Origin of the sequence: Bordetella genomosp. 11 (genome assembly GCF_002261215.1) — a bacterium.
Classification (GTDB): domain Bacteria; phylum Pseudomonadota; class Gammaproteobacteria; order Burkholderiales; family Burkholderiaceae_B; genus Bordetella_C.
Window position 1 is genome coordinate 1,028,938 of record NZ_NEVS01000001.1, and the last position, 25,265, is coordinate 1,054,202.

Here is a 25,265-nt window from a genome sequence, read left to right on the forward strand (position 1 = left end):
CCGCGCCTATCCCCCGTCCTTGCCGGCGCGGGCGAATTCGGTCAATGTGGTCGGGCAGGCGCGGCTGCCGTCCTTGAGCTGTTCCAGGAACCAACGACCCGCCGGGCCCGGCGGGTTGTCATGCCGGTACACCGCCTGCACGGGTATCGGCGGCACCCGGCAGTCGGCGCTTTCGCGCGTCAGCGCCACCAGTTCGCCGCTAAGGATCTGTGCCTGCACCATGGCCAGGGGCATGTGGCCCCAGCCGAAGCCGGCGCATAGAAAGGCGTGCTTGGCGCCCATATCGGCCAGCCGCCACGTCAACGGCGAAAAAACGCCGTAGCTGTTGCCTTCGGTCAGGTCGGTCCTGTCGGTCAGTACCAGTTGTACATGTTTGGAGAGCTCCTGCAGGGTGATCTCGCCCTGCACCGAAGCCAGCGGATGCGACGGCGCCACTACCTTCACCATGGGCACGTCCAGCAGCATTTCGGCCTGTAGTGCGTTGGGTATGGTGGGCAGGGAGCCGATGACGCCCAGGGCGCACGTGCCATCCAGGACGGGCTTGGCCACGCCACCCAGCGCTTCCACGTACAGGCGCAGCGGCGTGTGGGGAAACGCGACGCGAAACCCGCCCACCGCCTTGGTAAGCGCCTGCATGGGATACATGACATCGATGACGGCCGTCAGCTCCGGTTCCAAGCCGTCCGACATGGACTTCGCCTTGGCCTTGAACGCATTCATCCCCTGCAGGACGCCGCGGGCTTCCTGCAGCAGCGCGCGCCCGGCATCCGTCAGCACCGGATAGCGGCCCGTGCGGTCGAAAAGCTTGACGCCGGTTTGCGCCTCCAGGTTGGCCAGCGTGTGGCTGATCACGGATTGGGCGCGACGCAATTGCCGCCCCGCCGCGGAGAAGCTGCCGGTTTCGGCCGCCGCCACGAAGGTGCGCAGTTGGTCCAGGGAAATGGCTTCAAGCATAGGTATCTATATATCAGATGGATTTGATCGAAATATATAGGCTTCACGGAGGGGGTAGCAACCCTCTAACCTTCGCGCATGTTTTCTTCCCGATCCCGTGCGGCGTCCGCCACGCGCCCGGCCGGCATGATCCGGCCCGCTGGCGATGCCGCGCACCGTTGCCATCCCGGAGACCCTTCATGAGTACCCAGACCGCCTATACCCCCGCCAACGCCGGCGCGCCCGCCGCCCGCCAGGGCGGGGCCGCATTCCTGGTCAGCCGCATCCTGCTCGCCGCGCTGTTCCTGATCGCCGGCGTCGGCAAGCTGGCCGCGCCCGCCGGCACGATGGCCTATATCGCCTCCGCGGGCCTGCCGTTTCCCACGCTCAGCTATGTCGTCGCCGTGATCGTCGAAGTGGGCGGCGGCGTGCTGCTGGTCCTCGGCTACCGCGCGCGCCTGGTCGCCGCCATCCTGGCCGTCTTCACCGTCGTGACCGCCCTGGTGTTCCATAGCGCCCTGGGGGATGCCGGCCAGCAGGTCAACTTCCTGAAGAACCTGGCCATCGCGGGCGGCCTGCTGCAGGTCGTCCTGCACGGTGCCGGCGCGTACAGCATCGACCGGCGCGTGCGCTGATCCCCGGCGTCCGGCCCGGGCGGATCGCCACCGTCGCCGAACCATCGCGCACGGTCCTGGCGGATCGCCACGGGAAAGGCGCGCGATCGGCAACTTGCGCCAGCCGCGGAACGGCTGGCGCGGTTCATTCCGCCGCCGCCTCGTCGGCCGCGAACAGGTTTTCCTTGCCCCAGGTGTAAAGCGCCCGCAGCACCGGCTGCAACCGCCGGCCTTTGTCGGTCAGGTGATATTCGTTGTGGTCGCAGCGGCCGGGCGAGGGGCGGGTTTCGAGCACGCCTGCTTCCACCAGGTTGCGCAGCCGCGTGCTGAGGATGTTCCTGGCCAGTCCCAGGCGCTGCTGGAAATCGCTGAAACGGCAGGTTCCGGACAGCGCTTCCCGCACGATCAGCAGGCTCCACCAATCGCCGATCACATCCAGCGACCGGGCGATCGGGCACGGATCCTGGGTCAAACGCTTGCGCCGCATGTTCTTGTCTCCACTTGATGGTTGCAATTTTAAACCCTATTGGGTACTATCGTCATGGTTTCAACATTAAACAATGCGCCAACCCCCCCGGCGCCCATGGGGTATTTCATGACGACGCTTTTCGATCCCTTATCCATCGGCGACCTGCATCTGCCCAACCGTATCGTGATGGCGCCGCTGACGCGGTTGCGCGCGCCCGACGGCGTCCCGAACGCCCTGATGGCGCAGTACTACGAGCAGCGGGCATCGGCCGGACTGATCATTACCGAAGGCACCCCGGTCAGGGACGACGGCGTCGGCTATCCCAACGTGCCGGGCATCTGGAGCGAAGCGCAGACCCAGGGCTGGAAGCAGATTACCGAAGCCGTGCACCGCGCGGGCGGCCGCATCGCCGCGCAGCTGTGGCACGTCGGCCGGGTCTCGCATCCTCTGCTGCTGCAGGGACGCCAGCCCGTGGCGCCCAGCGCCATCGCCCCGCAAGGCCACGTCAGCCTGCTGCGGCCGAAACAACCGTATGTCGAGCCGCGCGAACTCGCGCTGGACGAAATCCCCGGCATCATCGATGCCTTCCGCCAGGCCGCCCGCAACGCCAAGGCCGCCGGCTTCGACGGCGTGACGATCCACGGCGCCAATGGCTACCTGCTGGACCAGTTCCTTCAGGATGGCTCCAACCGCCGCACGGATGCCTACGGCGGCAGCGTGGAAAACCGCGCCCGTCTGATGCGCGAAGTCGTCGATGCCGTACTGGAAGTGTGGGATCCGAAGCGCGTGGGCCTGCACCTGGCACCGCGCTCGCCTTCGTACTCGGTCACGGAAAGCGATCCCGCCCGGACTTTCGGCCATGTCGCCCGTGCGATGGGCGAGCGTGGCCTGGGCTTTCTTTTCATCCGCGAAACGGCAGGCGAGGGCGCCCTGTTCGCGATGATGAAGCGCGAATTCGGCGGCGTGTGCATCGCCAACGACGGCTACGACGCGGAGTCGGCGGCCGCTGTCGTCGCGCGCGGCGAGGCCGATGCGGTGTCTTTCGGCAAGGCCTACATCGCCAACCCCGATCTGGTGCAACGCCTGCGCCTGGGCGCGCCGCTGAACGCGCTGAACACGGACACCATCTACGATCTGGAAACGTGCGGCCCCGGCGGCTACATCGACTACCCGGTGCTGCAACGCGAGGCCGCCTGATCCCGCCGACACGCTTGCGGCCGCGCGCGGGTAATCCCGGGTGCGACCGGCCGGTTGCTTTCCGGCGGCGTTGCTAGAATGGCCAGCCACGGGCTTTCAATGCCCGCGGTTTGGCGGGCTAAGGCGGTGCGCCTGGCGTGTCGCTCCCCGCGATACAAGCGACCCATGCAAGGGGCGCGTAAAAAGGGGAAGCGATGAACGCACGTACTTCGATTGCCGTTTGCGCGGGCCTGCTCGCCCTGGCCTGTGGCGCGGCCCATGGCCAGGTACTGCGCGTGGGCCTGGCATCTGAGCCCACCGCAATGGATCCGCATTACCACCAGGCCACGCCCAACGACGCCTTGTCCGCGCACGTATTCGAGACCCTGGTGTCCGCGGACGCGGGGATGAAGCTCACGCCCGGTTTGGCCACCGCGTGGAAGCCGGTCGATGACACGACGTGGGAATTCACTCTGCGCCAGGGCGTGAAGTTCTCCAACGGCGCGCCCTTCACGCCCGAGGACGTGATCTTTACGTTCTGCCGGGTGCTGAACAACCCGCAGGCGATCGCCGGATCCTACGCCAACATCGCACGCAAGATCGACAGGATGGAGGTCAAGGACGGTTCGACCCTGGTCATCGCGACCAAGGCGCCGTATCCGCTGCTGGCCAATGAACTGACCCGCATGTGGATCCTGTGGAGCGGCATCGCGCAGCACGACCGGATCCGTTTCGACCCGGCGCACAACTGCGGTGTGACGGGGCCATGGCCGACAATGGAAGACTTCAATTCCGGCAAGAACGCCATCGGCACGGGACCATACGTCCTGAAATCGTTCGTGCGCGGTACCGGCATTACGCTGGAACGCAACGAGGCCTATTGGGGCGCGAAGCCGGCGTGGAAGGAAGTGAAAATGACCCCGGTTCCCAACGCGGGTCCACGCCTGACCGGCCTGCTGGCGGGCGATTTCGATCTGATCGAAAACCCCGCGGCGCGTGATTTGAAGCGGCTGGATGGCGACAAAAAGTTCAACTACGTGATCACCCCGTCGGTGCGCGTGCTGTTCCTGCAGTTGGACGTGGCGCGCGAGCCCAGCCCGCAGGTGCGGGCCCCCGGCGGCAAGAACCCGCTGCGGGACCTGCGCGTGCGGCAGGCGATCTCGATGGCGATCGACCGCAAGGCCATCGTCCAGCGCATCATGGACGGCGCGGCGACGCCGGCCAACCAGTTCCTGCCGGACGGAATGTTCGGTGCCTTGCCGCACGCGCCCGAATTGAAGTACGACCCGGCGGCGGCCAAAAAACTGCTGGCCGAGGCCGGCTATCCCGCGGGATTCTCGATGACGCTGTCGGCCACCAACGACCGCTACATCAACGATGCGGCCGTCGCGCAGGCCGTGGCGCAGTATCTGTCGCGGATAGGGATACAGACCGACGTCAACGCCATGACGCGGTCGGTATTCTTCCCGCAACGCGCAAAGCGCGAATTCAGTTTCGCCATGGGTGGATGGGGATCGGATACGGGCGAAGCGTCGTCCTTCCTGACCTACTGGGTAACGTCGCTGGACAAGGACCGCGGCCTGGGCACCAGCAATTACGGCGGGTTTTCGGATCCGGACTTCGACAAGGTGTTCAGGCAGGCCATCACGACCGTCGACCCGGCGCAGCGCGAAACACTGCTGCGGGAATCCGTCCGGCGCGCCCTGGCGCAACTGCCCAGTATCCCGCTGCATTTCGAAAGCAGCGCCTGGGCCTTCCGCGGCGATATCGCGTACGAAGGAAGGGCCGACCAGTTGACGCTGGCCGCCTCGGCCCGGCCGATGCGGTAAGGGCGGATCGGGGCGGCGTTACCTGGACGGTGTGGTCTTGGCTTTCTTCCCCGCGGCCGCCTTGCGCGGCGGCTTTCCGCCCGCCGCCTTGCCCACGCCGTCCGGCTTCGTTTGCCTGGCCGCCGCGGTCCGCAGCGCCGGCCCCGCCGACTTCGCCGATTTCGCTTTCTTCCCGCCTTCCTCGCGGTCTTCGTCGGTTGCCTCCGGCGCGGCGGCCTTGCGCCGCATGGTGTAGCAGGCGTTGCCGACCCCGGTGCCTACCGTCAGCACGCCCCACCGGCGCACGTCGTCCAGATAGGGAATCTCGGATAGACCCTGTACCACCGCGTCGTTATGCAGTACCACCTGCGGCTGTTGCCCGTCGATGGTCGGCAAGCGCTTGCACAGCGCGGCCGGAAGATGAAAGCTGCGATGCGCCCAGTCGCCGGGCAGGTTCTGCGTGCCGCGGCTAATGGAGCCGTCCTGGCGGATTCTGCCCGGACACGCCACGCCCACCCATGGCGCCAGCTTGATTCCTTTCTTCCTGGCATATTCGATCTGCCTGGCCAGCATGTCGGCGATGCCCTGGACGAGATGTTCCTTGCGCGTCGTGTCCTCGTCGCGCGCATGGCTCCACTTTTCCCAGGCGACCACCTTGGCCTTGCGCGGATCGCGGTTCTTCGGCAGCCGCACGATCCCGCAGCGGATATTCGTCCCGCCGATATCGACAGCCAGCATCGCGCGATAGCGTTCGGCCAGGTCGTCGGGCATCAGGTGCAGCCAGCCGATCAGGCCGCCCTCGTCGGCATGATGATGCAGCAGCCGCAGTTGCACGTGCACGTCGTCACGGAACAGCCGCTGCGCCACGGCTTCGACGGCCCGGGCGCCGATGTCGCTTTGTTTCAGGCCGCCGCCGATGATGACGCGTTGCACGCCTTTCCAGGACTTCTGGGCCAGGAAGCGGCGTATCACGCGAGCCAGTTGTTCCGCGTAATCCTCCAGGGCGCCATGTATCGCCGCGGCGGCCTCGCCTTCTTTCGCCATCAGTTCATCGAGCTTCTTCTTGGGAATCTCTTCGGTAGGCTTGTCGCCGAGAGGGTCCTTGCCGTGCAGCGTCTCGAACAGTACGCGCCAGGCTTGCAGGATGGCCTGGAACGCGGGGCGGCTGGCGTTGTCGCCCACGAACCCGTTGTCGTCCCGCAGTGACAGGCTGTAGCTTTCGATGGTGAAGGTGGGAAGTTCCAGGGCGCCGTGAAGCACAGGGCGATCGGGTTCGGACATGCGTGCTCCGGTAAGCGAAGGGGGGCTCGGTACATTGCATCCTAGCGGGATTGCCGATTCGCCGCCGTCCTGCGTATGGCGGGGGCGGGGCCTTCCTAGCACGCGGCATGCCGGGCCGGGCACCCATGGACTTTTGGCCGCGTGGCGCGCCCCCCCGGCTCGCGCGGAACTAGGCGGTGCCGACGGCCCGCGCGTCCGGGATGGCCGTCGACGGACTGGTCAAGGACAAAGCCTGGCGCTCGTAAAGACGCCGATAGACGCCGCCCGGCCTGGCCACCAGGGCGTCGTGCGGCCCTTCCTCGATGATGCGGCCTTTTTCCAGCACGATCAGCCGGTCCAGCGCCCGCACCGTGGACAGGCGGTGCGCCACCACCAGCGTGGTGCGCCCCACCATCAGCCGCTCCATCGCCTGCTGGATCAGCATTTCGCTTTCGCTGTCCAGGCTGGATGTGGCCTCGTCCAGGATCAGGATGGGGGCGTCGGCCAGGAAGGCGCGGGCGATCGCCACCCGCTGGCGCTCGCCCCCCGACAGCTTGACGCCGCGTTCGCCGACCAGCGTGTCGTAGCCGCGCGGCAGCGCCGCGATGAAATCGTGCGCGTTCGCCAGCCGCGCCGCCGCTTCGATCTGCGCCAAGGTCGCGCCGGGGCGGCCGTAGGCAATGTTCTCGGCCAGGCTGCGGTGGAACAGGATCGGGTCCTGTTGCACGATCGCGATCTGCTGGCGCAGCGATGCCTGCTGTACGCCGGCGATGTCCTGGCCGTCGATCAGGATGGCGCCTTCGTTCACGTCGTGCATCCGCTGGATCAGCTTGACCAAAGTGGTCTTGCCGGAGCCGGAATGGCCGACCAGGCCGACCCGTTCGCCGGGCGCGATGCGCAGCGAGAAATCGCGGTACAGCGGGGATGTGTGGCCGCCGTACAGGAAGGTCACATGGTCGAAGCGGATCTCGCCCGCGGTAATGGCGATGGGGCCGGCGCCGGGCCGGTCGGCGATGCCCAGGGGCTGGTGTTCCAGGCCGACCAGTTCTTCCATGTCGTTGACCGAGCGCTGCAGATTGCGCACGTTCATGCCGAGGTCGCGCATATACCCCTGGAGGATGAAGAACATGGTCAGCACGAAAGCGATGTCGCCCGCGCTCGCGCGCTGGCCGGCCCATAGCAGCAGGGCGACACCCACGATGGCCAGCCGCATCAACGCCAGCATGACGCCCTGCGCGCTGCCGTTCACCGTGCCGCGGATCCAGCCGCGGAAGGTGCGCGCGCGCCATTTGCGGATGACCTTCTGCAGGCGGGCGTCTTCGCGCGCCTCGGCGCCGAATGCCTTGACCACCGCGTTGCAGCTGATAGCGTCGGCCAGCGCGCCGCCCAGGCGGGTGTCCCAGGCATTGCCCAGGCGCGCGGCGGGGGCGACATAGCCCAGCGACAGCAGGACGATCACGACCAGATAGACCAGCGCGCAGCCGCCCACGACGAAGCCCATCACAGGCCAATGCAGGCCGAGCAGCACCGCGGCGCCGGTCAGCATGACCAGCGTCGGCAACAGCGCCAGCAGCAAGGTGTCGTTCAGCAGGTCCAGCGCCCAGATCCCGCGCGTGATCTTGCGCACCGTGGAGCCCGCGAAGGTGTTGGCATGCCAGTCGCTGGAAAAGCGCTGCACGCGGCGGAAGGCGTCCGCGCAGATCGCGCTCATCATCCGCAGCGTCATTGCCGAGATCAATGCGAAGGCGCCCTGGCGCAGGAACAGGCTGGCCAGCCCCAGTCCGATCAGGATGGCGAAGGCCGTCACGGCGGCGTGCCAGGTCGCCGGGTCGGATGCGGTGCCGGCGGTCACGGCGTCGATAAGGCGGCCGGCGTACATGGGCGTGGCGACGTCGGCCAGGGCGGAGGACAGCATCAGGACGGCCGTGACGGCGACGCGGACCGGTTGCCGGCCCCAGTGCCGGAAAGTGAATGCGAGGGCGTCCCGGAAGACGTGCCCTCGAAAATCGAAGCGGAGACGGGACATGGAGGAAAGGGGATGCAGTGAGCGCCGCGGCCGCGGGGAAGGGATGCGGGCGGGCAGGCCACATTATCGCCGACTCCGCCGGCGCGGTCGCGGCGCGGCCGGCGCGCTCGCGGCCTGCTTGTTTCGCTTCGTAAACGGCGGCCCCGCCGGCGACCTATGCCACGCCCTTGAAGTCGTGCATTTCCCGCAAAAAGCCCAGGAACAATTCCGCGCGGTGGCTGAGCGGCCGGGCGGCTTCCGTCACGGCGCAGCCGGCGTGCTGGAAAACCGGGCTGCCGCGCTGCAGCTTCAGCGCGAAACGCTTTTCGAGCAATTGGCCGTAATGGGTGGGCAGGATGCCCTGGTAGAAGCCGGTGGCCACCAGCGCCCCGACCGAATCGAGTCCGCCGGCATCCGGCCCGCGCGTGTAGCGCCCCGAGCGCAGCGCCTGTTCCACGTAGGGATGGGCGCGATAGACCAGGGGCAGGGCGCGGCCGGCCTTCCTGTCGGCGATGCGGCCCGATACGTAGACGCGGTGCGTCTCGGTGTAGAGCGGCAGGTAGTTGAACTCGGGATCGTCGCGATAGCGGCCGCGGATGGCAATGTCCACGCGCTGTTCGCGCAGCGCCTGGTTCAGGTCGGTGAACGACATGACGATGATCTCGGGCTGCACATTGGGCGCGTGCTGGCGCAGCCGGCCCAGGGCCTCCGGCAGTTTGCATTGCGGATGGGTCAGCGTGTGCTCGCCGATACCGATGGTCAGCGGACCGGACAGCACGCCATGCGCGGCATCGATTTCCGGCCGGATGCGCGATAGGGCGCGCAGCGCGCTGGAGGCCAGGTTCAGCGCCACCACGCCTTCCGGTGTCAGCTTGAAGCCGCCCGGCCCGCGCTCGCACAGCTTGACGCCCAGGCGTTCTTCGACCTCGCGCACGTGGCGGCTGATCGATGCCTTGGTCATGTGCAGCTGTTTCTCGGCGGCGGCGAAGCCTCCGGCCTGGGCCGCGCTGCAGAACACGCGCAGCGAACGCAGGTCGCGTTCGTCGAAATCCAGTCTGACCATCGCCATGCCCCGAAAAGGTGAGTCTTTCCGGAACGCGAAAGGTATCGGATTCCGAAACTATCCCGACAAAAAAATCATTTTTTACCAATAAGCGCGCCTCGTAAAGTGTCCTCATCTTCAGCGGCGCCGCCCCGGCGTGCCACGTTACCGGGGTGACGCTCCTTCTTTTCCTGCCGTGAAGGTGCCGTCTACATGGAAACCCTTACTGTCCCGCCGCGTACCGGACACAAGACCCTGCTCTATTCCGAGCTGGTTACCGATCTGGAGAACCTGCGCGCCGATATCGCGATACTCGGCATGCCTTTCGGGGCCGCCTATGGCCCGCACGCCTTCACCAACGACCAGACCCGCGCGCCGCAAACCATCCGGAACCTGACCGATCGCCTGGTGCGCGCCCCCGAGCACTACGACTTCGATATCGACGGGCCGCTGCTGCAGGGTCGCACGGACATCCGGTTCGTCGACTGCGGCGACGTCCTGCCCGATCTTTCCAAGCCTGGCGACCACTACCGGCGCTGCGAACTGGCGGTGCGCCGGATCCTGGGCGGCGGCGGGTTGCCTATCGTGCTGGGCGGCGATCATGGCATCACGACCCCCGTGCTGCGCGGCTACGACGGGCACGGTCCCATCACCCTGGTCCATGTGGACGCCCACCTGGACTGGCGCGATGAAGTGAACGGCGTGCGCGACGGCTTGTCCAGCCCGATCCGGCGCGCTTCGGAAATGCCTTATGTGAAGCACATCGTGCAGATCGGCCTGCGCGCGCAGGGCAGCGGCCGGCCGGCCGATTACGAGGCCGCGCGGCGCTACGGGGCCGACCTGATCACCGCCTATGAGCTGCACGACGTCGGGATGCAGGCGGTGCTGGACCGCATTCCGGACGGCGGCAATTACTACCTGAGCATCGATGCCGACGGCATGGACGCGGCCGTCATGCCGGCCGTGGACGGGCCCGCGCCCGGCGGCGTCACCTTCGTGCAGGCGCGCAAGCTGATACACGGCCTGGTCAAAAAGGGGCGCGTCGTCGGGATGGACATCGTGGAAATCCAGCCGTCCAAGGACAACGCCGCCATGCTGACCTGTGTCACCGCCGGCCGGCTGATCGTCAACCTGATCGGCGCCTCCATCCGCGCCGGCTATTTCGACCGCAAGTGAGAAGCGACCCATGGCACACACACGCATCCGTAAATTCAATACCCGCGCGACCTATCCGGAACAGAAGCTGGACAACGACCTCTGCCAGGCGGTGGTGGCACGCGGCACCTTCGTCTTCCTGCGCGGCCAGATCGGCCAGAACCTGGATACCTCGGAGTCCGTGTGCATCGGCGACGTGGCGGGACAGGCCGAGCAGGCGATGAAGAATATCGACATGCTGCTCAAGGAAGCCGGCAGCAAGCTGGACCACATCTGCAAGCTGACCATCTACATCTCCGACCCGCGCTATCGCGAGGATGTCTACCGCGTGGTGGGCCGCTGGCTGAAAGGCGTGTTTCCCGTGTCCACGGGCATCGTGGTTAGCGCCTTCGCGCGTCCCGAGTACATGGTGGAGGTGGACGCGACGGCGGTTATCCCCGATTGACTTTCCAGGTCGGTAATCCGATAACGGCGTGCCGGTCCTGCCGGCGCGCTGTCCGCGAAGAACATAACAACGCAGCCTTTCAAGGCGGGCCGCATCGACCGACGATCGATGCGGCCAGGCCGCGAGATATCGATGCCGCTGGGAGCAGGCGGAGCGACGCGGGTGTGTCTCGTCCCTGTTCATGGACGAGGCCACGCAGGCCTTTTGTTGACGTGCTTTTTGTCCTGCTCCGGCAGATCTCTTCTTCGTAAGGAAGCGGTATGAAACTAAAACTCCTCGCCATGGCCGCCATCGGCTTCGCCGCATCCCTGTCGGCGCTGACCGCGTCCGCCCAGGATGCCTTGTCCACCATCATGGCCCGCAAATCGATACGCGTGGCCGTCCCCACGGACTACCCGCCCTTCGGCTTCGTGGGCAACGATATGCAGCCGCAGGGCATGGATATCGATATGGCCCGCCTGATCGCCAGCAAGCTGGGCGTGAAGCTGGAGCTGGTGCCCGTCACCGCGCCCAACCGCGTGGCCTATCTGCAAACGAAAAAGACCGACCTGACGATTTCCTCGCTGGGCAAGACGGCGGAGCGCGCCAAGGTGATCGATTTCAGCATCGCTTACTCGCCTTTTTTCGATGCGGTGTTCGGCGCCAAGGGCCTCAAGGCCAATAGCTACGAAGACCTGAAGGGCAAGGTGATATCCGTGACGCGCGGATCGATGCAGGACGAGGAATTGCAGCGGCTGGCGCCGGGCGCGGAGGTCAAGCGCTTCGAGGATAACAACAGCACCATCGCGGCTTTCCTTTCGGGCCAGACGCAGCTGTTCGCCAGCGGTACCGCGGTCGCTTCGGCAATCCAGCAGAAAAACCCGTCCGCCGATCTGGAACTGAAGGTCGTCCTGGCGAACGCGCCCTGTTATGTCGGCGTGGGCAAGGGGGAAACGCAACTGCTGGACAAGGTGAACGCGGTGATCCGCCAGGCCCGGCAGGACGGCACCATCGATAACCTGTCGCGCAAGTGGCTGGGCGCGCCGGCGGGCGAGCTGCCGGACTGACGTCGTCCGGCCGTTGCCGCAACGATATCGCCCGGCGGCTTGCCGGGTAGCAGGACCAGCGGGTCCGCCGCCACCGATAAGGCGGCGCCCGCCGGCACGCGCGGCCAGGGCCCGTCAGCCCTGGCCGGCACATGCTTCCGCGGGGGCGTGGCGCGGGCCGCCGGATGTACAAGGGGAACACGTGATGCAACCGGAACAGGATGCGAGCGCGCACATCGCGCGCTGGGTGGCGACGCTGCGGCCCGATGCGATGCCGCCGGCCGTGCGCGCCCGCGCGCGGGCCTGCCTGCTCGACACCGTGGGCGTGGCGCTGGCCGGTTCGGCCACGGCGGCGGCGCGGTATGCCCGCGCCCTGGCCGACGAGACTTCGGCGCAGGGCGCCTGTACCGCGCTGGGCAGCGCGCGGCGTTACGACGCATGCGCGGCCGCCTTCGTCAACGGCACGGCCGCCCATGCGCAGGATTTCGACGACAACTGCTACGCCGGCTTCGTCCACGGCTCGGCCGCCATTGTTCCCGCGGTGCTGTCCGTGGGTGAACGGCAGGACGCCACGGGCGCCGACGCGGTCAGTGCCTGCGTGGCGGGCGCCGAGTGCGAATACGCGGTGGGTGCCGCCACGCGGTCGCGGCTGTATGAGCGCGGCTGGTGGACGACGGGCGTGCTGGGGCCGATCGGCGCCAGCATGGCGGCGGCCTGGCTGCTGCGGCTGGACGAGTCGCGCACGCACGCGGCGCTGGGGTTGGCGATTGCCGGCGCCGGCGGCATGAAGGCGTGCTTCGGCTCGGATGCCAAACCGCTGGGCGCGGGGCACGCGGCGCGGGCCGGCGTCGCCTGCGCGCTGCTGGCATTGCATGGCGCCTCCGGTCCCCGGCAGGCGCTGGAAGGCGCCAACGGCCTGGCCGACCTGTTCAACGAGGGCATTTTCGACGAGGATCGCATCGGCGCCCTGGGGCGGCACTGGTACCTGGAGCAGCCCGGTGTGGACGTGAAGCGAATTCCGGTTTGCCTATCCTCGCACGCCGCGGCCGACGCGGTCGCGGAGCTGGCGGCCGAGCATGGCGTGTCGGCGGACGATGTCGAGGAAGTCCTCTGCGATGTGCCGCCCATCGTCCTGGCCAATCTGAAGTACGACGCGCCCGCGTCGCCGCGCGAGGCGCAGTTCAGCATGCCCTTCGCCATCGCGGTCACCTTGCTGCACGGCAAGGTGGCGCTGCGCCATCTGTCCGGCGATGTCCTGGCGGATCCGGGCCTGCGGGCCCTGATGGCACGTATCCGGCAGTACAGCGGCGAGCGCTGGCGGGATGACCGCCTGCGCGAGCGCGCGCCGGAAGGCGCGGCCGTGCATCTGCGCCTGCGCGATGGCCGGACGCTGGAGCGATTCCGCGCCGTCGCGCGCGGCGGCGCCGCCGATCCCCTTTCCGACGACGACCTGGCCGGCAAGTTCGGCGAATGCGCCGGCCCGGTACTGGGCGCTTCCCGCGCCGCCGGCCTGCTGGCGGGCTTGCGGGAGGTCGATGGCGCCACGCCGTTGCGCCACATACTGCGGGGCGCCGCCGGCGCCTCGACCGCCTGAGCCGACCGAGAGCGATATCGATGCTGCAATTTTCCGATGTGCTGGCCGCCTGGCCCATGTTCCTGGGCGGGCTGGGCTTTACCGTATTCCTGACTGTGGTCTCGTGCACGCTGGGCACGCTGCTGGGCATCGCGTGCGCGGGCGCGCGGCTGTACGGAGGGCGCATTACGCGCGGCATCGTGGCCTGCTATGTGGAGTTCTTCCGCAACACCCCTTTCCTGGCGCAGATTTTTTTCATTTTCTTCGGCCTGCCCTCCGTCGGCCTGAAGCTGGGAAGCACCAGCGCGGCATTGCTGTCCTTGACGCTGAACCTGGGCGCCTATGCCTGCGAAATCGTGCGCGCCGGCATCGAGGCCACGCCGCGCGGGCAGATCGAAGCCGCCGAATCGCTGGCGCTGAACGGCTGGCAGATATTTACCCGCGTGATCGTGCCGCCGGCCCTGGGGCGCATCTGGCCCGGGCTGACCAGCCAGCTGGTCATCATGATGCTGGCCTCCGCGCTGTGCAGCCAGATATCGACCGCGGAGCTTTCCTACGTCGCCAACTTCATCGCCGGCAAGACCTTCCGCAATTTCGAGTCGTACATCGTCGTGACCCTGGCCTATCTGGTGTTGGCCATCGCCCTGCGGACGCTGCTGGCCTGGCTGGGCCCGCGCTTCATCTTCGGCCGCTTGCCGCATCCATCCGCGTGAACAGGAGCCGGTCATGAATACCTTTTCCAATTGGGACATCATCCGCAACCTGCTGCTGGCCGTGCCCTGGACGCTGGCGCTGTCGGCCATCGCTTTCATCGGCGGCTCGCTGCTGGCGGTGGCGATGCTGGTGGCGCGGCTGTGGAAGCCGGCGACGCTGGGCCGGCTGGTCGGCTGGTACGTGCAATTGTTCCAGGGCACGCCGCTGCTGATGCAGCTATTCCTGGCTTATTTCGGCCTGGCGCTGGTGGGTATCGATACCACGCCGCTGATGGCGGCGACGGTATGCCTGATCCTTTACGCCTGCGCCTATCTGACAGAGACCTGGTACGGCTGCGTGCGGTCGATTCCGGCGGGCCAGTGGGAGGCATCGGCCAGCCTGGCGCTGAACCTGCGCGAGCAGCTGGTGCACGTCATTTTCCCGCAGACCTTCCGCATGTCCGTGCCGCCCACCGTGGGCCTGCTGGTGCAGATCGTGAAGAACACCTCGCTGGCATCGGTGGTGGGCTTCGTGGAATTGACACGTGCCGGGCAGATGATCGCCAACGTCACCTATGCGCCTTTCCTGGTGTACGGCCTGGTATCGCTGATTTACTTCGCGATTTGTTTTCCCTGTTCGCTTCTGGGCCGGCGCCTGGAAAGACGGACGCGTATCCAGTACTGAAACCGAAAAAGGAAGCCCGCCATGCCCGGCAACGATATCAGCCGCGACCGCAACGCCTGCCTGGTGGATATCAAGGGGCTGCGCAAATGTTTCGGCGACCAGGAAGTCCTGAAGGGCATCGACCTGTGCGTGCGGCGCAGCGAGGTCGTATCCATCATCGGCCGCAGCGGTTCGGGGAAAAGCACCTTGCTGCGCTGTATCAACGGCCTGGAGCGTTTCGACGCCGGCAGCCTGACGGTCGGCGGATATGCCTTGCGGCATGGCGACGCTCACGCGATGCGGGAACTGCGGCAGAACGTCGGCATGGTGTTCCAGCAGTTCAATCTGTTTCCCACGATGAGCGCGGGCCGCAACATCATGCTGGCGCCGCGCCTGGTGCGCAAGCTGCCCGAGGCCGATGCGCGCAGGCTGGCGGAGTCCCTGCTCGAGCGTGTCGGCCTGGCGGGCCGTTTCGACAGCGCGCCGCACCAGCTCTCCGGTGGCCAGCAGCAGCGGGTGGCCATCGCCCGTGCCTTGGCGATGAACCCGGAAGTCGTGCTGTGCGACGAGATGACCTCGGCCCTGGACCCGGAACTGGTGGGTGAAGTGCTGCAGGTGATCGAAAAGCTGGCGCGCGAAGGGTCCACGCTGATCATCGTGACGCACGAAATGGGCTTCGCCCGCAAGGTCAGCGACCGGGTCATTTTCATGCACCAGGGCCGGGTGCACGAGGAGGGACCGCCGGAGCAGATCTTCGATTGCCCGCGCACGCCGGAACTGCGCAGCTTCTTGTCCCTCCCAGCGGAACGAGCCTAGCGGGCTCGCGAGCGCCGGCGCAGCACCGCCAGTTGCACCGCGGCCATCAGCGCCAGCTGGATCGCCACGACGAAGAAGGGGGTGCGGTAACTCCCGGTCAGCGTGACCAGTATCGAGAACATCGAAGGCCCGACGAAATAACCCAGGAAAGAGACCAGCACCGAGGCTGACGTCGCTTCCACGATTTTTTCCGGCGGCGAAAGCCGGGCGATCTCGGCGAGGTAGATGCCGTTCCAGCTGGCGGCGAAAAAGCCCGCCGCGCCGGCGGCCGTCCCGGCCAGCAGCAGCGACGGCGATGCTGGCAGCAGCGCGTAGGCCGCCACCAGCGCGGCGGCGATGAAGGCCTGGATCGTCAGGTTGTAGGCGGGGCGGCCGGTGCGATCGGCCAGCCAGCCCAGGAAGATGCGCGCGAAGACGCCGGCGAACTGCATGCAGGCGTAGGCAATGCCGGCGGTCGCCAGCGGCATGCCGCGCGCGGTGACCAGATACGTGACCGAAAACGAGAACAGCGACCCCTGCACGATGGCGAACGAAAAGGCCAGGGCGGAGACCGTCAGCAGCGACGGCGCGGCGCGCAGCACGCGATAGGGCGTCAGGAAGGCGCGCGGATGGATCAGCGCCTTCACGTGTATCGACCGGTGCGGATCGCGTTCGGTATCCAGCCGCTGGCGTGCCGGCGCGATCACGCAGGCGGCGGCGATGCCGATGGCCATGGATATCAGCATGGCGCCTTCCCAGCCCCAGGCGGCCGCCGCCGGGGCCAGGATCAGGCCGGCGCAGGCCGCGCCCGCCGGCGCGCCGGCCTGCTTGATGGAGAAAATCAGCGTGCGATGCCGTGGCGGCGCGGTCGCCGCCAGGATGCGGCTGCCCGCCGGCGGCGAGGGACCGTAGCCGACGCCCATCAGGATGGCGCCGACGATCAGCAGCGGCCAGTAGCCGGTGGCCGCCAGGCCCAGGCCGAAGACGGCCAGCAGGGCGCCGGCCTGCAGCATGCGCACCGGGCCCAGCCGCGCCAGCAGCGGCGCGCCGAACAGCAGGAACAGGACGGTGCCCAGCGAATTCAGCGAGGACAGATTGCCGACCCGTTCCGGCGAGAGGCCGGCGCCGGCCGTGAGCAGCGGCGCGATCACGGGCAGGCTTTGGTCGAGGAAGGAGGCCACGGTTTGCATGCCCAGCGTGGTGGACAGCGCCAGCACCCACAGCGGAACGCCGCCGGCCGCGCCGGCAAGGGGCACGTCCGACGGCCCGGCGGCGGGCGGGATCCCTTGGGATCGTGCGGCATCCGATGCATCCGAGCCGGCGCCTGCGTGGCGGGACGTCGGCGCGTCGGCGTCCCGGGGATCCGGCGAAGGCGGAGACGGCGGCGTGTCTTTCATGGCGGGCATGGCGTCCAGGTGCGCAAGCCGCGGGCGGCGGTTCGCATCGCGCGACATGGTAACGCGTGTCATCGCGGGCGCGTTGCCGGTGCCTGCTCAACCGCCGGGACGCCCTTGGGGCGCGCCCGCGGACGGCGCGCGCCGGACCTGAACAAAATTTCGTTCTGAACCATACAAAACCGAGGCATTCCTCAGGTCCGGCCATCAATAATGGTCGTCGGCCGGACGCCGACTGCGCGATCGGGCCATCAAAAACACAACGGAGACAAACGCATGCCCATCCGCCCCTTCGCGCCGCGCAGGCGCTTGCTGACCACCGCCGCCGCCTGTGCGCTGGCCGTCCTGGCGCCCCTCGCGCAGAGCGCCCAGGCCGCTTTCCCGGACCACGCCCTGAAACTGGTCGTGCCGTATCCGCCCGGCGGCGCCACCGACGTGGTGGGCCGCGTCATCGCGATGAAGCTGGCGGAAGAGCTGAAGCAACAGGTGGTGGTGGAAAACCGCGGCGGCGCGGGCGGCAACCTCGGTGCCGATGCGGTCGCGCGCGCCGAACCGGACGGCTACACGCTGTTGATGGGCGCGATCACATCGCATTCCATCATGTCGACGCTGGAGAAGAAAACCATCTCCTACGACCTGATGCGCGACCTGACGCCGGTGGCCATCATCGCCGCGGTGCCGCTGGTTTTCGTGGTCAATCCCAAGCTGCCGGTGCACGACCTGAAGGAATTGATCGCCTATGCCAAGGCCAATCCGGGCAAGCTGACCTATGCGTCGTCCGGCGCCGGCGCGCCGCAGCGCATGGCCGCCGAGCTCTTCAAGCGCCAGGCGGGCGTGGACATCCTGCACGTGCCGTATCGCGGCAGCGGTCCCGCCATGACGGACCTGGTCGGCGGCCAGGTGCTGACCATGGTGGAAACCGTGCCGGCCGCGCTGCCCTTCATCAAGAGCGGACAACTGCGCGCCCTTGCGGTTACGATGCCCGATCGCATTTCCATGCTGCCCGATACGCCGACCGCGGCCGAAGCCGGCCTGCCCAACTTCAATGTCGCGTCGATGTTCGGGGTGCTGGTTCCGGCCAAGACACCCAAGCCCGTGGTGGATACGTTGAACGCCGCATTGGCCAGGATCCTGGTCATGCCGGACACCAAGGAAAAGCTGTTGCAGCAGGGCGCCTACGCGGTGGCGCCGGCCTCGGCCGACGACGCGCGCAAGCGGCTGCAGGCGGAGGTCGACCAGTGGGCGCAGGTCATCCAGGACGCGAAGATCACGGTGGACTGATGGCCTCGCGGCGCCACGAATCGCAGTATCGGTATCGCGGCGTACCCGCCCACGGGTGCGCCGGTTTCAATGAAGGATAGTCATGTCATCGAAGTCTTCGTCTCCATCCGATGCGGCCGCCGCCAGCGGCATGCGCAAGGGCCTGACCAGCTACGGCGATGCCGGGTTCTCGCTGTTCCTGCGCAAGGCCTTCATCAAGGGCGCCGGCCTGACCGACGATGCGCTGTCGCGGCCCATCGTCGGCATCGCCAATACGGGCAGCGGCTTCAATCCCTGTCACGGGAATATGCCGCAGTTGGTGGAAGCGGTGAAGCGCGGCGTGATGCTGGCCGGCGGCCTGCCGGTGGAGTTTCCGACCATCTCGGTCCATGAAAGCTTCGCGTCGCCCACGAGCATGTTCCTGCGCAATCTGATGTCCATGGATACGGAGGAAATGATCCGGGCGCAGCCCATGGACGCGGTGGTGCTGATCGGGGGCTGCGACAAGACCGTGCCCGCGCAGCTGATGGCCGCGGCCAGCGGCAAGGTGCCCGCCATCCAGCTGGTTACCGGCTCGATGCTGACCGGCTCGCATCGCGGCGAACGCGTGGGTGCGTGCACCGATTGCCGCCGCTTCTGGGGCAAGTACCGCGCCGAGGAAATCGACGATACCGAGATCGCCGACGTCAACAACCAATTGGTCGCCAGCGTGGGCACGTGTTCCGTGATGGGCACGGCCAGCACCATGGCCTGTATCGCCGAGGCGCTGGGCATCGCGATACCCGGCAGCGCTTCGCCCCCCGCGGTGACGGCCGACCGCATCCGCGTGGCCGAACGCACCGGCGCCCAGGCCGTGGCGATGATAGGCGCGCAACTGACGCCTGACCGCATCCTGACCGCGCAGTCCTTCGAAAACGCACTGCGGGTGCTGCTGGCGATCGGCGGTTCCACCAACGGCATCATCCACCTGACCGCGGTGGCGGGGCGGCTGGGCATCAGCCTGGACATGGAGGCCTTCGACCGTATCGGCAAGGAAACGCCCGTGCTGGTGGACCTGAAGCCGTCCGGGCAGCATTACATGGAAGACTTCCACAAGGCGGGCGGCGTGCGCACGCTGTTGCGCGAATTGCGGCCGCTGCTGCATCTGGATGCGCTGACGGTTACCGGACGCACGCTGGGCGAAGAGCTGGACGACGCGCCGCCGCCTTTCCCGCAGGACGTCGTGCGCCCCTTCGGCCAGCCCGTCTTCGCGCAAGGCGGCATCGCGGTGCTGCGCGGCAACCTGGCGCCCGGCGGCGCGATCATCAAGCAATCCGCCGCCACCGCCGCGCTGATGGAACACGAAGGCCGCGCCGTCGTGTTCGAGGACCTGGAAGACCTGGCCCGGCGCGTGGACGATGACGGCCTGGATATACACGCCGACGACATCATGGTCCTCAAGCATATCGGTCCGGTGGGCGCGCCCGGCATGCCGGAGGCCGGCTACATGCCCATTCCGCGCAAGCTGGCCCGCGCCGGCGTGAAGGACATGGTGCGGATTTCGGACGGGCGCATGAGTGGGACGGCGTCCGGGTCCATCGTGCTGCACGTCACGCCGGAATCCGCCATCGGCGGGCCGTTGGCGCTGGTGCGCAACGGCGACCGCATTCGCCTGAGCGTCCAGCGGCGCGAACTGACGCTGTTGGTCGACGATGCCGAACTGGCGCGCCGCCAGGCGGCCTGGCAACCGCGTCCGCCGCGTGAAGGCGACGAGCGCGGCTATCGCAAACTATTCCTGAGCACGGTGACGCAGGCGGACAAGGGCTGCGACTTCGACTTCCTGCGCGGCACGAAGGACAACGGCAGCACGCCCGTCGGCAAGCCCTAGGCGCGTCCGGGCCGGGCGCGGTTCAGTCGCCGCGTGCCGCGCGGCGCGCCGCGGCACGCGGAAACACCGCGCGCGCGTCTTCCAGCAAGGTCTCGGCCAGCGCCGCGCGCGCGCCATGCGTCTGCCACACCAGGCCGACGCGGCGCACGGGCGCGCGGCCGGGCAGGGGCACCCGCGTCAGCGCGTAGCGCGACGACCACAGCGAAGACCAGTCCGGCAGCAGCGCCACCCCCAGTCCCTGGTCCACCAGGGCGGCGACGCCGAGCAGGCTGTCCATTTCCAGCCGCTGGTGCGGCACGATGTGGTGATCGCGCAGGTAGCGGTCCGCCAACTGCCCGCCCAGGACGGAGCGGTCGTAGCGGATGAAGGGCTGGGTGCGCAGCAGTTCGTGCGCGTCGCGCCCCTTCATGGCGGCCGGAGCCACGACGACCAGCGGTTCCTCCATGATGGATTGCCAGCGCACGGATTTGCCGATGGCGAATTGCGGTTCTACCACGACGGCGGCATCCAGTTCGCCGGCCGCCACGCGATGGCACAGGTCCACCGACGCCCCCGGCATGACGAACACCGACAGGCTGGAATGGCGCTCGTACAGCCGCTTGAGCAGCGGCGGCAGCACGCTGGTCATCGCGGATACGAATACGCCCAGGCGCAGCTCGCCGATCGAGGCGTCGTCCTCGGCAAGGGCCGCCAGGTCGCGCGCATCGCGCAGCAGCGCGCGGGCGCGCTCCAGGATGCGCATGCCGGCCTCGGTGGGCCGCACCGAACGGCCGGCGCGCTTGATCAGCGACAGGCCCAGGGTCTCTTCCAGCGCCTTGATGCGCGCCGCCACCGCCGTCGGTGTCAGGTCCAGCCGCCGCGCCGCCTGGGCGAACGAACCGCTTTCGGCGACCGTGACGAAGCTCTGCAGGTATCGGGTATCCATCGCGATGATTTCCGGGCGCGGTCGGTCCAGGGCGCACTGCCCGGCGAGCGCGGCGCCGGGCGAATGCTGAAAAATATTGCGGTGTGATAGTAACGGAACCGGCTTTTTTTCTGTTTCCGGGACGGCCACACTGGCAGGCTGCGGCATGGCGTCCGGTCCCGGTATCCCCGGTACGGACGCCCGGAGCCATAATGATCATTCAATGCGCCGGCGTCCGAACCTCGAACGACCGGTCCGCCCGGAGGAGTCCATCCATGTCCCATCACCACGACCATCGCTTGCGCGGCGTCCTGTCGCCTGTCCTCACGCCGTTCAACCTGGACCGCACGCCCAGCGCGGACGGGCTGGTGCGCCACTGCCGCGCGCTGGTCGAACAGGGCGTGGGGCTGGCGGTCTTCGGTACCAATTCGGAAGCCGCGTCGATGTCCGTCGCCGAAAAGCGCGGGCTGCTGGACGCGCTGCTGGCGGCCGGCCTGCCGCCGGACCGCATGATGCCCGGCACCGGCGCCTGCGCCGTGCCGGACGCGATCGAGCTGACGCGCCATGCGGTGCAGGGCGGTTGCGCGGGCGTGCTGGTGCTGCCGCCGTTCTATTACAAGGGCGTTAGCGACGAGGGCCTGTTCCGTGCCTATGCCAACCTGATCGAAGGCGTGGGCGACGACAGGCTGCGGGTGTACCTGTATCACATCCCTCCCGTCAGCGGCGTACCGATCACCCTGGGGCTGATCGAGCGCCTGCTGAAGGCCTATCCCAAGCAGATCGCGGGCGCCAAGGACAGTTCCGGCGACTGGCATAACACCGAGGCAATGGTGCGCGAATTCGCGGCGGACGGCTTCGACGTATTCCCGGGCAGCGAAGTCTTCCTGCTGCCGGGACTGCGCGCCGGCGCGGTCGGCTGCATTACCGCCACGGCCAACGTCAACGCGGCGGAGATCATGCGCGTCTATCGGGAATGGCAGACGCCGCAGGCGGACGCCTGGCACGAGCGTATCCGCCAGATCCGCGGCATCTTCCAGGCGCTGCCCATGATTTCGGCGATGAAGGAAGCGGTGGCCTGGCAATCCGGCGACGACGCCTGGTCCATCGTGCGCCCGCCGCTGGTCGAGTTGACCGAAGCCCAGGGGGCGGAACTGCGGCGCCAGCTGACGGACGCGGATTACCGGATGCCGATGGCGGAGACGCTGGCGTATTCCAAAAAAGGGGACTATTGACCCGCGTTTCGCCGCGCGGCGATCAGGCGCCGGTTGCCTCCTGCCGCGCCTTGTCCCACACCTGCCGCGCCGCGCGCCGTCCGTCCTCGCAGATGCGTTCCAGGTCCGCATGCACGGGACGGCCTTGCTCGACGACGACCTGTCCGGCGACGATGACGGTCTCCACATCGCGCCCCTGGCCGGTGTGGACCAGGGTACCGACCGGATTGGTCAACGGTACCCAGTGCGGGCGATCGGCATCGAGCAGCACGATGTCCGCTTCCTTGCCCACGGTCAGGCTGCCCAGGCGATCGCCCCATCCCATCGCGTCGGCGCCGCCCTGCGTGGCCATGTGGAAAACATCCGCCGGCTGCCAGGATTCGTCGACCTTGCCTTCCTGGATGCGCGCCGTCGCCAGCGCCCAGCGCATCAGTTCGATCATGTCGCCGTGCTGCGTGTCGGTGGCCAGCGCCATGTTCAGGCCGGCCCGGCGCAGCATGGGCGTCGGGGCCAGGCGACCCGACGCCGCGTTGCATTTGGGGATGTGCGCAACGTGCACGCCGGCGGCGGCCAGCCGGGCGGCGTCCTCCGGCGTGACGTAGATGCAGTGGCCGGCGATCAGCCGGTCGTTCAGCAGGCCGGCTTCGTCCATGACCTGTGTCGACGTCTTGCCGCTGCGCGCATGCACCCGGTCGACCTCGGCCTGGCTCTGGCCCAGATGCGTGTTGACGCGCAGCCCGCGCCGTCCGGCGTGATCGGCGATCCGTGCCAGCAAGCGGTCCGAACAGGTGTCCGCGGCGTGGGCGGCGAGCTGCACGCTGACGCGCGGATGGCCGGCCCAGCGGTCCGCCAGTTGCAGGCCCCGTTCCAGCAGCGATTCGCCGATGGCCGGTTCGTGCACCCATTCGCGCCTGCGCGCGACGCGGTCGAAATCCACATCCAGGATGCGCCAGCTGGCGGCGATGCGCGCGCCCAGGCCGGCGATGGCGTCCGTGGTGCTGTCGGCGTGCGTGAAGTGGTCGCCTATGACGGTGGATCCGGCCAGCAGGGCTTCCATCGCGCCCAGCCGCGCCAGCGCGCAAGCCTGTTCGTCATCCAGGTGCGAGGCTTTCGGGATGCCGGGGGTGTAGGAGGGCGCGAAACCCAGGTCCGCGGCGACGCCGCGCACCATCGTCAGGACGGAATGGGTGTGGACGTTGACGAAGCCGGGCGTGGCGACGCGGCCCGCGCCGTCCAGCGTGCGTGTCGCGGTGGCGCCGGGCGGCGGCGCGTCGTCGATCCAGGCGATGCGGCCGTCGCGCACCCCGATGCAGGCGTGTTCGATGCAGGGACGCACGGGGTCCGCGGTCAGCGCGGTGACGCCCGCGATCATCAGGTCGAAAGCGGGTGCCTGGTTCATGCGGAGCCTCCGGCGGCCGCGTCGTTGCCTGGGAGCGTCCCGTCCGAGCCTGTCTCGATGGGGTCCATGCGGGACAGGGCGGCAAGCCAGGGCGCGTGCCGGCCGGCCGCGCGGCGCGGGCGCGCCGGCGCCGGCCGCTCGCAGGGCAGGAAGCGGCCATGGCCGGAATGGCCGTGGAAGGCGCCGTCCGCGTAGACGACCTGGCCGCGGCTGAGCGTTATCGCCGGCCACGCGCGCACGGTGCGGCCCTCGTAAGGCGTGTAGTCGACGTTGTGATGGAGTTCGGCGTTGCGGATGACACGCGTGATTCCGGTGTCCCAGATCACCATATCGGCATCCGCGCCGATGGCGATGGTGCCCTTGCGCGGATACAGGCCGTAGAGTTTGGCGGGCTGCGTGGAGGTCAGCGCGACGAAGGTGTTGATGTCCATGCGGCCGTCCAGCACGCCCTCGGAAAACAGCAGCGGCAGGCGCGTTTCCAGTCCCGGTATGCCGTTGGGGACATGGTTGAAGGACGTATGGTCGCCTTGCGGCTTCTTTCCGCCCGGTCCTTCGAAGCGGAAGGGGGCGTGGTCGGACGAGAATACCTGGAAGGTGCCGTTGGCCAGGCCGTTCCACACGGCCTGCTGGGCGGCATGGTCGCGCGGCGGCGGGCTGCAGATGCAGCGCGCGCCCTCCAGCAGGTCGCCTTCCAGGTCCGCCGCCGTCAGGAACAGGTACTGCGGGCAGGTCTCGGCATAGATCTTCAGGCCGCGCGTCTGCGCCCAGCGGATCTGCTCGATCGCGTCCGGTCCGGACACATGCACGATCAGTATCGGCGTATCGAGCAGCTCGGCCAGCGAAATCGCCCGGTGCGTCGCTTCGCGCTCGGCCACCGGCGGCCGCGACAGCGCATGATAGGGCGGCGTGTCGAGCCCTTCGGCCAGCATGCGGTCCGCCAGCCAGGCGATGCAGTCGCTGCTTTCCGCGTGGATCATGGTCATCGCGCCATGGCGCCGCGCGACGTACAGCACGTCCAGGATCTGGCGGTCGTCCAGCTTCAGGTCGTCGTAGGTCATGTAGATCTTGAACGACGTATAGCCCTGTTCGATCAGCGCCGGCAGTTCCTCTTCCGTGACGCGCGGCGTCGCGTCGGAAACGATCATGTGGAAGGCATAGTCGATGCAGGCGCGGCCGTCGGCCAGCGCATGGTAGTCGCGCACCGCCTGCACCAGCGATTCGCCCTTCAACTGCGCGGCGAAGGGAATGACGGTGGTGGTGCCGCCGCAGGCGGCCGAGCGTGTGCCGGACAGGAAATCGTCGGCCATGACCGAATCGTCGCCCGTCTTCTGCGCCAGGTGGCAGTGGGCGTCCACGCCGCCCGGCAGCACCCAGCGGCCGGCCGCATCGATTTCCCGCGCGCCCGGCGGCAGGCCGCGCGCCAGCGCGGCGATACGGCCGTCGCGGATACCGATGTCGGCTTCGAAGATATCGCCCGCGGTGGCCACGCGCGCATGGCGCACCACCAGGTCGTAGGGCCGTTCATCCGCCGCGCCGCGCGCCTGGCGTGGCGCATCCGGCATCGGCGGCGTTGC

General features: G+C 68.0%; 22 protein-coding genes. 13 read left to right on the top strand and 9 right to left on the bottom strand.

The window, feature by feature from the left end; translation table 11 throughout:
- Positions 1-6: 6 nt before the first annotated feature.
- Positions 7-954, bottom strand: coding sequence for a LysR family transcriptional regulator (locus tag CAL28_RS04640; RefSeq protein ID WP_094840192.1), 948 nt, complete (start codon positions 952-954; stop codon positions 7-9).
- 179 nt (positions 955-1,133) lie between these two features.
- Between CAL28_RS04640 and CAL28_RS04645 the strand changes: the two genes are divergently transcribed.
- Positions 1,134-1,568, top strand: coding sequence for a DoxX family protein (locus CAL28_RS04645; protein ID WP_094840193.1), 435 nt, complete (start codon positions 1,134-1,136; stop codon positions 1,566-1,568).
- Between the two features lie 124 nt (positions 1,569-1,692).
- Here the strand turns inward: CAL28_RS04645 and CAL28_RS04650 are convergent, their stop codons facing one another.
- The gene (locus CAL28_RS04650) at positions 1,693-2,034 is read right to left on the bottom strand and encodes a winged helix-turn-helix transcriptional regulator (RefSeq protein WP_094840194.1); all 342 of its coding nucleotides are present in this window, start codon (positions 2,032-2,034) and stop codon (positions 1,693-1,695) included.
- 108 nt (positions 2,035-2,142) lie between these two features.
- Between CAL28_RS04650 and CAL28_RS04655 the strand changes: the two genes are divergently transcribed.
- Positions 2,143-3,213, top strand: coding sequence for an alkene reductase (locus tag CAL28_RS04655; RefSeq protein ID WP_094840638.1), 1,071 nt, complete (start codon positions 2,143-2,145; stop codon positions 3,211-3,213).
- A gap of 194 nt (positions 3,214-3,407) precedes the next feature.
- Positions 3,408-5,021: an ABC transporter substrate-binding protein gene (locus CAL28_RS04660; protein WP_094840195.1), complete on the top strand. Its 1,614-nt coding sequence runs from the start codon at positions 3,408-3,410 to the stop codon at positions 5,019-5,021.
- An 18-nt stretch (positions 5,022-5,039) separates the two neighbouring features.
- Here the strand turns inward: CAL28_RS04660 and CAL28_RS04665 are convergent, their stop codons facing one another.
- From CAL28_RS04665 to CAL28_RS04675, 3 genes are all read right to left on the bottom strand, one after another.
- A complete protein-coding gene (locus CAL28_RS04665; protein ID WP_176463874.1) occupies positions 5,040-6,281 on the bottom strand; it encodes an ROK family protein in 1,242 nt (413 codons plus the stop codon).
- 169 nt (positions 6,282-6,450) lie between these two features.
- Complete coding sequence (locus CAL28_RS04670) at positions 6,451-8,286, bottom strand: ABC transporter ATP-binding protein (protein WP_094840196.1); 1,836 nt, start codon at positions 8,284-8,286, stop codon at positions 6,451-6,453.
- A 154-nt stretch (positions 8,287-8,440) separates the two neighbouring features.
- A complete protein-coding gene (locus CAL28_RS04675) occupies positions 8,441-9,328 on the bottom strand; it encodes a LysR family transcriptional regulator (RefSeq protein ID WP_094840639.1) in 888 nt (295 codons plus the stop codon).
- A gap of 192 nt (positions 9,329-9,520) precedes the next feature.
- On the opposite strand from CAL28_RS04675, the gene CAL28_RS04680 reads away from it, so the two are divergent.
- The 7 genes from CAL28_RS04680 to CAL28_RS04710 all read left to right on the top strand — a co-directional run bounded on the left by CAL28_RS04680 (position 9,521) and on the right by CAL28_RS04710 (position 15,677).
- A complete protein-coding gene (locus CAL28_RS04680; RefSeq protein ID WP_094840197.1) occupies positions 9,521-10,483 on the top strand; it encodes an agmatinase in 963 nt (320 codons plus the stop codon).
- 10 nt (positions 10,484-10,493) lie between these two features.
- Positions 10,494-10,907, top strand: a complete 414-nt coding sequence (locus CAL28_RS04685) for a RidA family protein (RefSeq protein WP_094840198.1) — start codon at positions 10,494-10,496, stop codon at positions 10,905-10,907.
- A gap of 260 nt (positions 10,908-11,167) precedes the next feature.
- Positions 11,168-11,953, top strand: a complete 786-nt coding sequence (locus tag CAL28_RS04690) for a transporter substrate-binding domain-containing protein (RefSeq protein ID WP_094840199.1) — start codon at positions 11,168-11,170, stop codon at positions 11,951-11,953.
- Positions 11,954-12,137: 184 nt separating this feature from the next.
- On the top strand, positions 12,138-13,526 hold the full coding sequence (locus tag CAL28_RS04695; protein WP_094840200.1) for an MmgE/PrpD family protein: 1,389 nt from the start codon (positions 12,138-12,140) through the stop codon (positions 13,524-13,526).
- Between the two features lie 20 nt (positions 13,527-13,546).
- Positions 13,547-14,218, top strand: a complete 672-nt coding sequence (locus CAL28_RS04700; RefSeq protein ID WP_176463875.1) for an amino acid ABC transporter permease — start codon at positions 13,547-13,549, stop codon at positions 14,216-14,218.
- Positions 14,219-14,231: 13 nt separating this feature from the next.
- Positions 14,232-14,882 carry an amino acid ABC transporter permease gene (locus CAL28_RS04705; protein WP_094840201.1) on the top strand — a complete coding sequence of 217 codons (651 nt, stop codon included), beginning with the start codon at positions 14,232-14,234 and terminating at the stop codon, positions 14,880-14,882.
- 21 nt (positions 14,883-14,903) lie between these two features.
- A complete protein-coding gene (locus CAL28_RS04710; RefSeq protein ID WP_094840202.1) occupies positions 14,904-15,677 on the top strand; it encodes an amino acid ABC transporter ATP-binding protein in 774 nt (257 codons plus the stop codon).
- Here the strand turns inward: CAL28_RS04710 and CAL28_RS04715 are convergent.
- Positions 15,674-17,125, bottom strand: a complete 1,452-nt coding sequence (locus tag CAL28_RS04715) for an MFS transporter (RefSeq protein ID WP_141218140.1) — start codon at positions 17,123-17,125, stop codon at positions 15,674-15,676. The two genes, CAL28_RS04710 and CAL28_RS04715, sit on opposite strands and share 4 nt — an antisense overlap.
- 201 nt (positions 17,126-17,326) lie before the next feature.
- Here CAL28_RS04715 and CAL28_RS04720 point away from each other — a divergent pair, with 201 nt between their 5' ends.
- Together CAL28_RS04720 and CAL28_RS04725 are read left to right on the top strand one after the other, a co-directional pair.
- A complete protein-coding gene (locus CAL28_RS04720; RefSeq protein WP_094840204.1) occupies positions 17,327-18,331 on the top strand; it encodes a Bug family tripartite tricarboxylate transporter substrate binding protein in 1,005 nt (334 codons plus the stop codon).
- Positions 18,332-18,413: 82 nt separating this feature from the next.
- Positions 18,414-20,177 carry an IlvD/Edd family dehydratase gene (locus CAL28_RS04725; RefSeq protein WP_094840205.1) on the top strand — a complete coding sequence of 588 codons (1,764 nt, stop codon included), beginning with the start codon at positions 18,414-18,416 and terminating at the stop codon, positions 20,175-20,177.
- Positions 20,178-20,199: 22 nt separating this feature from the next.
- Here the strand turns inward: CAL28_RS04725 and CAL28_RS04730 are convergent, their stop codons facing one another.
- The gene (locus CAL28_RS04730; RefSeq protein WP_094840641.1) at positions 20,200-21,102 is read right to left on the bottom strand and encodes a LysR family transcriptional regulator; all 903 of its coding nucleotides are present in this window, start codon (positions 21,100-21,102) and stop codon (positions 20,200-20,202) included.
- A 254-nt stretch (positions 21,103-21,356) separates the two neighbouring features.
- Between CAL28_RS04730 and CAL28_RS04735 the strand changes: the two genes are divergently transcribed.
- Complete coding sequence (locus tag CAL28_RS04735) at positions 21,357-22,313, top strand: dihydrodipicolinate synthase family protein (RefSeq protein WP_094840206.1); 957 nt, start codon at positions 21,357-21,359, stop codon at positions 22,311-22,313.
- A gap of 22 nt (positions 22,314-22,335) precedes the next feature.
- Here CAL28_RS04735 and CAL28_RS04740 read toward each other — a convergent pair whose 3' ends face one another.
- Both CAL28_RS04740 and hydA read right to left on the bottom strand, forming a co-directional pair.
- Entirely contained in the window at positions 22,336-23,691 is a 1,356-nt protein-coding gene (locus tag CAL28_RS04740; RefSeq protein WP_254925988.1) for an amidohydrolase family protein, read from the bottom strand.
- A complete protein-coding gene (gene hydA / locus CAL28_RS04745) occupies positions 23,688-25,253 on the bottom strand; it encodes a dihydropyrimidinase (protein ID WP_094840643.1) in 1,566 nt (521 codons plus the stop codon). Before hydA ends, CAL28_RS04740 begins: the two co-directional genes overlap by 4 nt.
- Positions 25,254-25,265 lie beyond the last annotated feature (12 nt).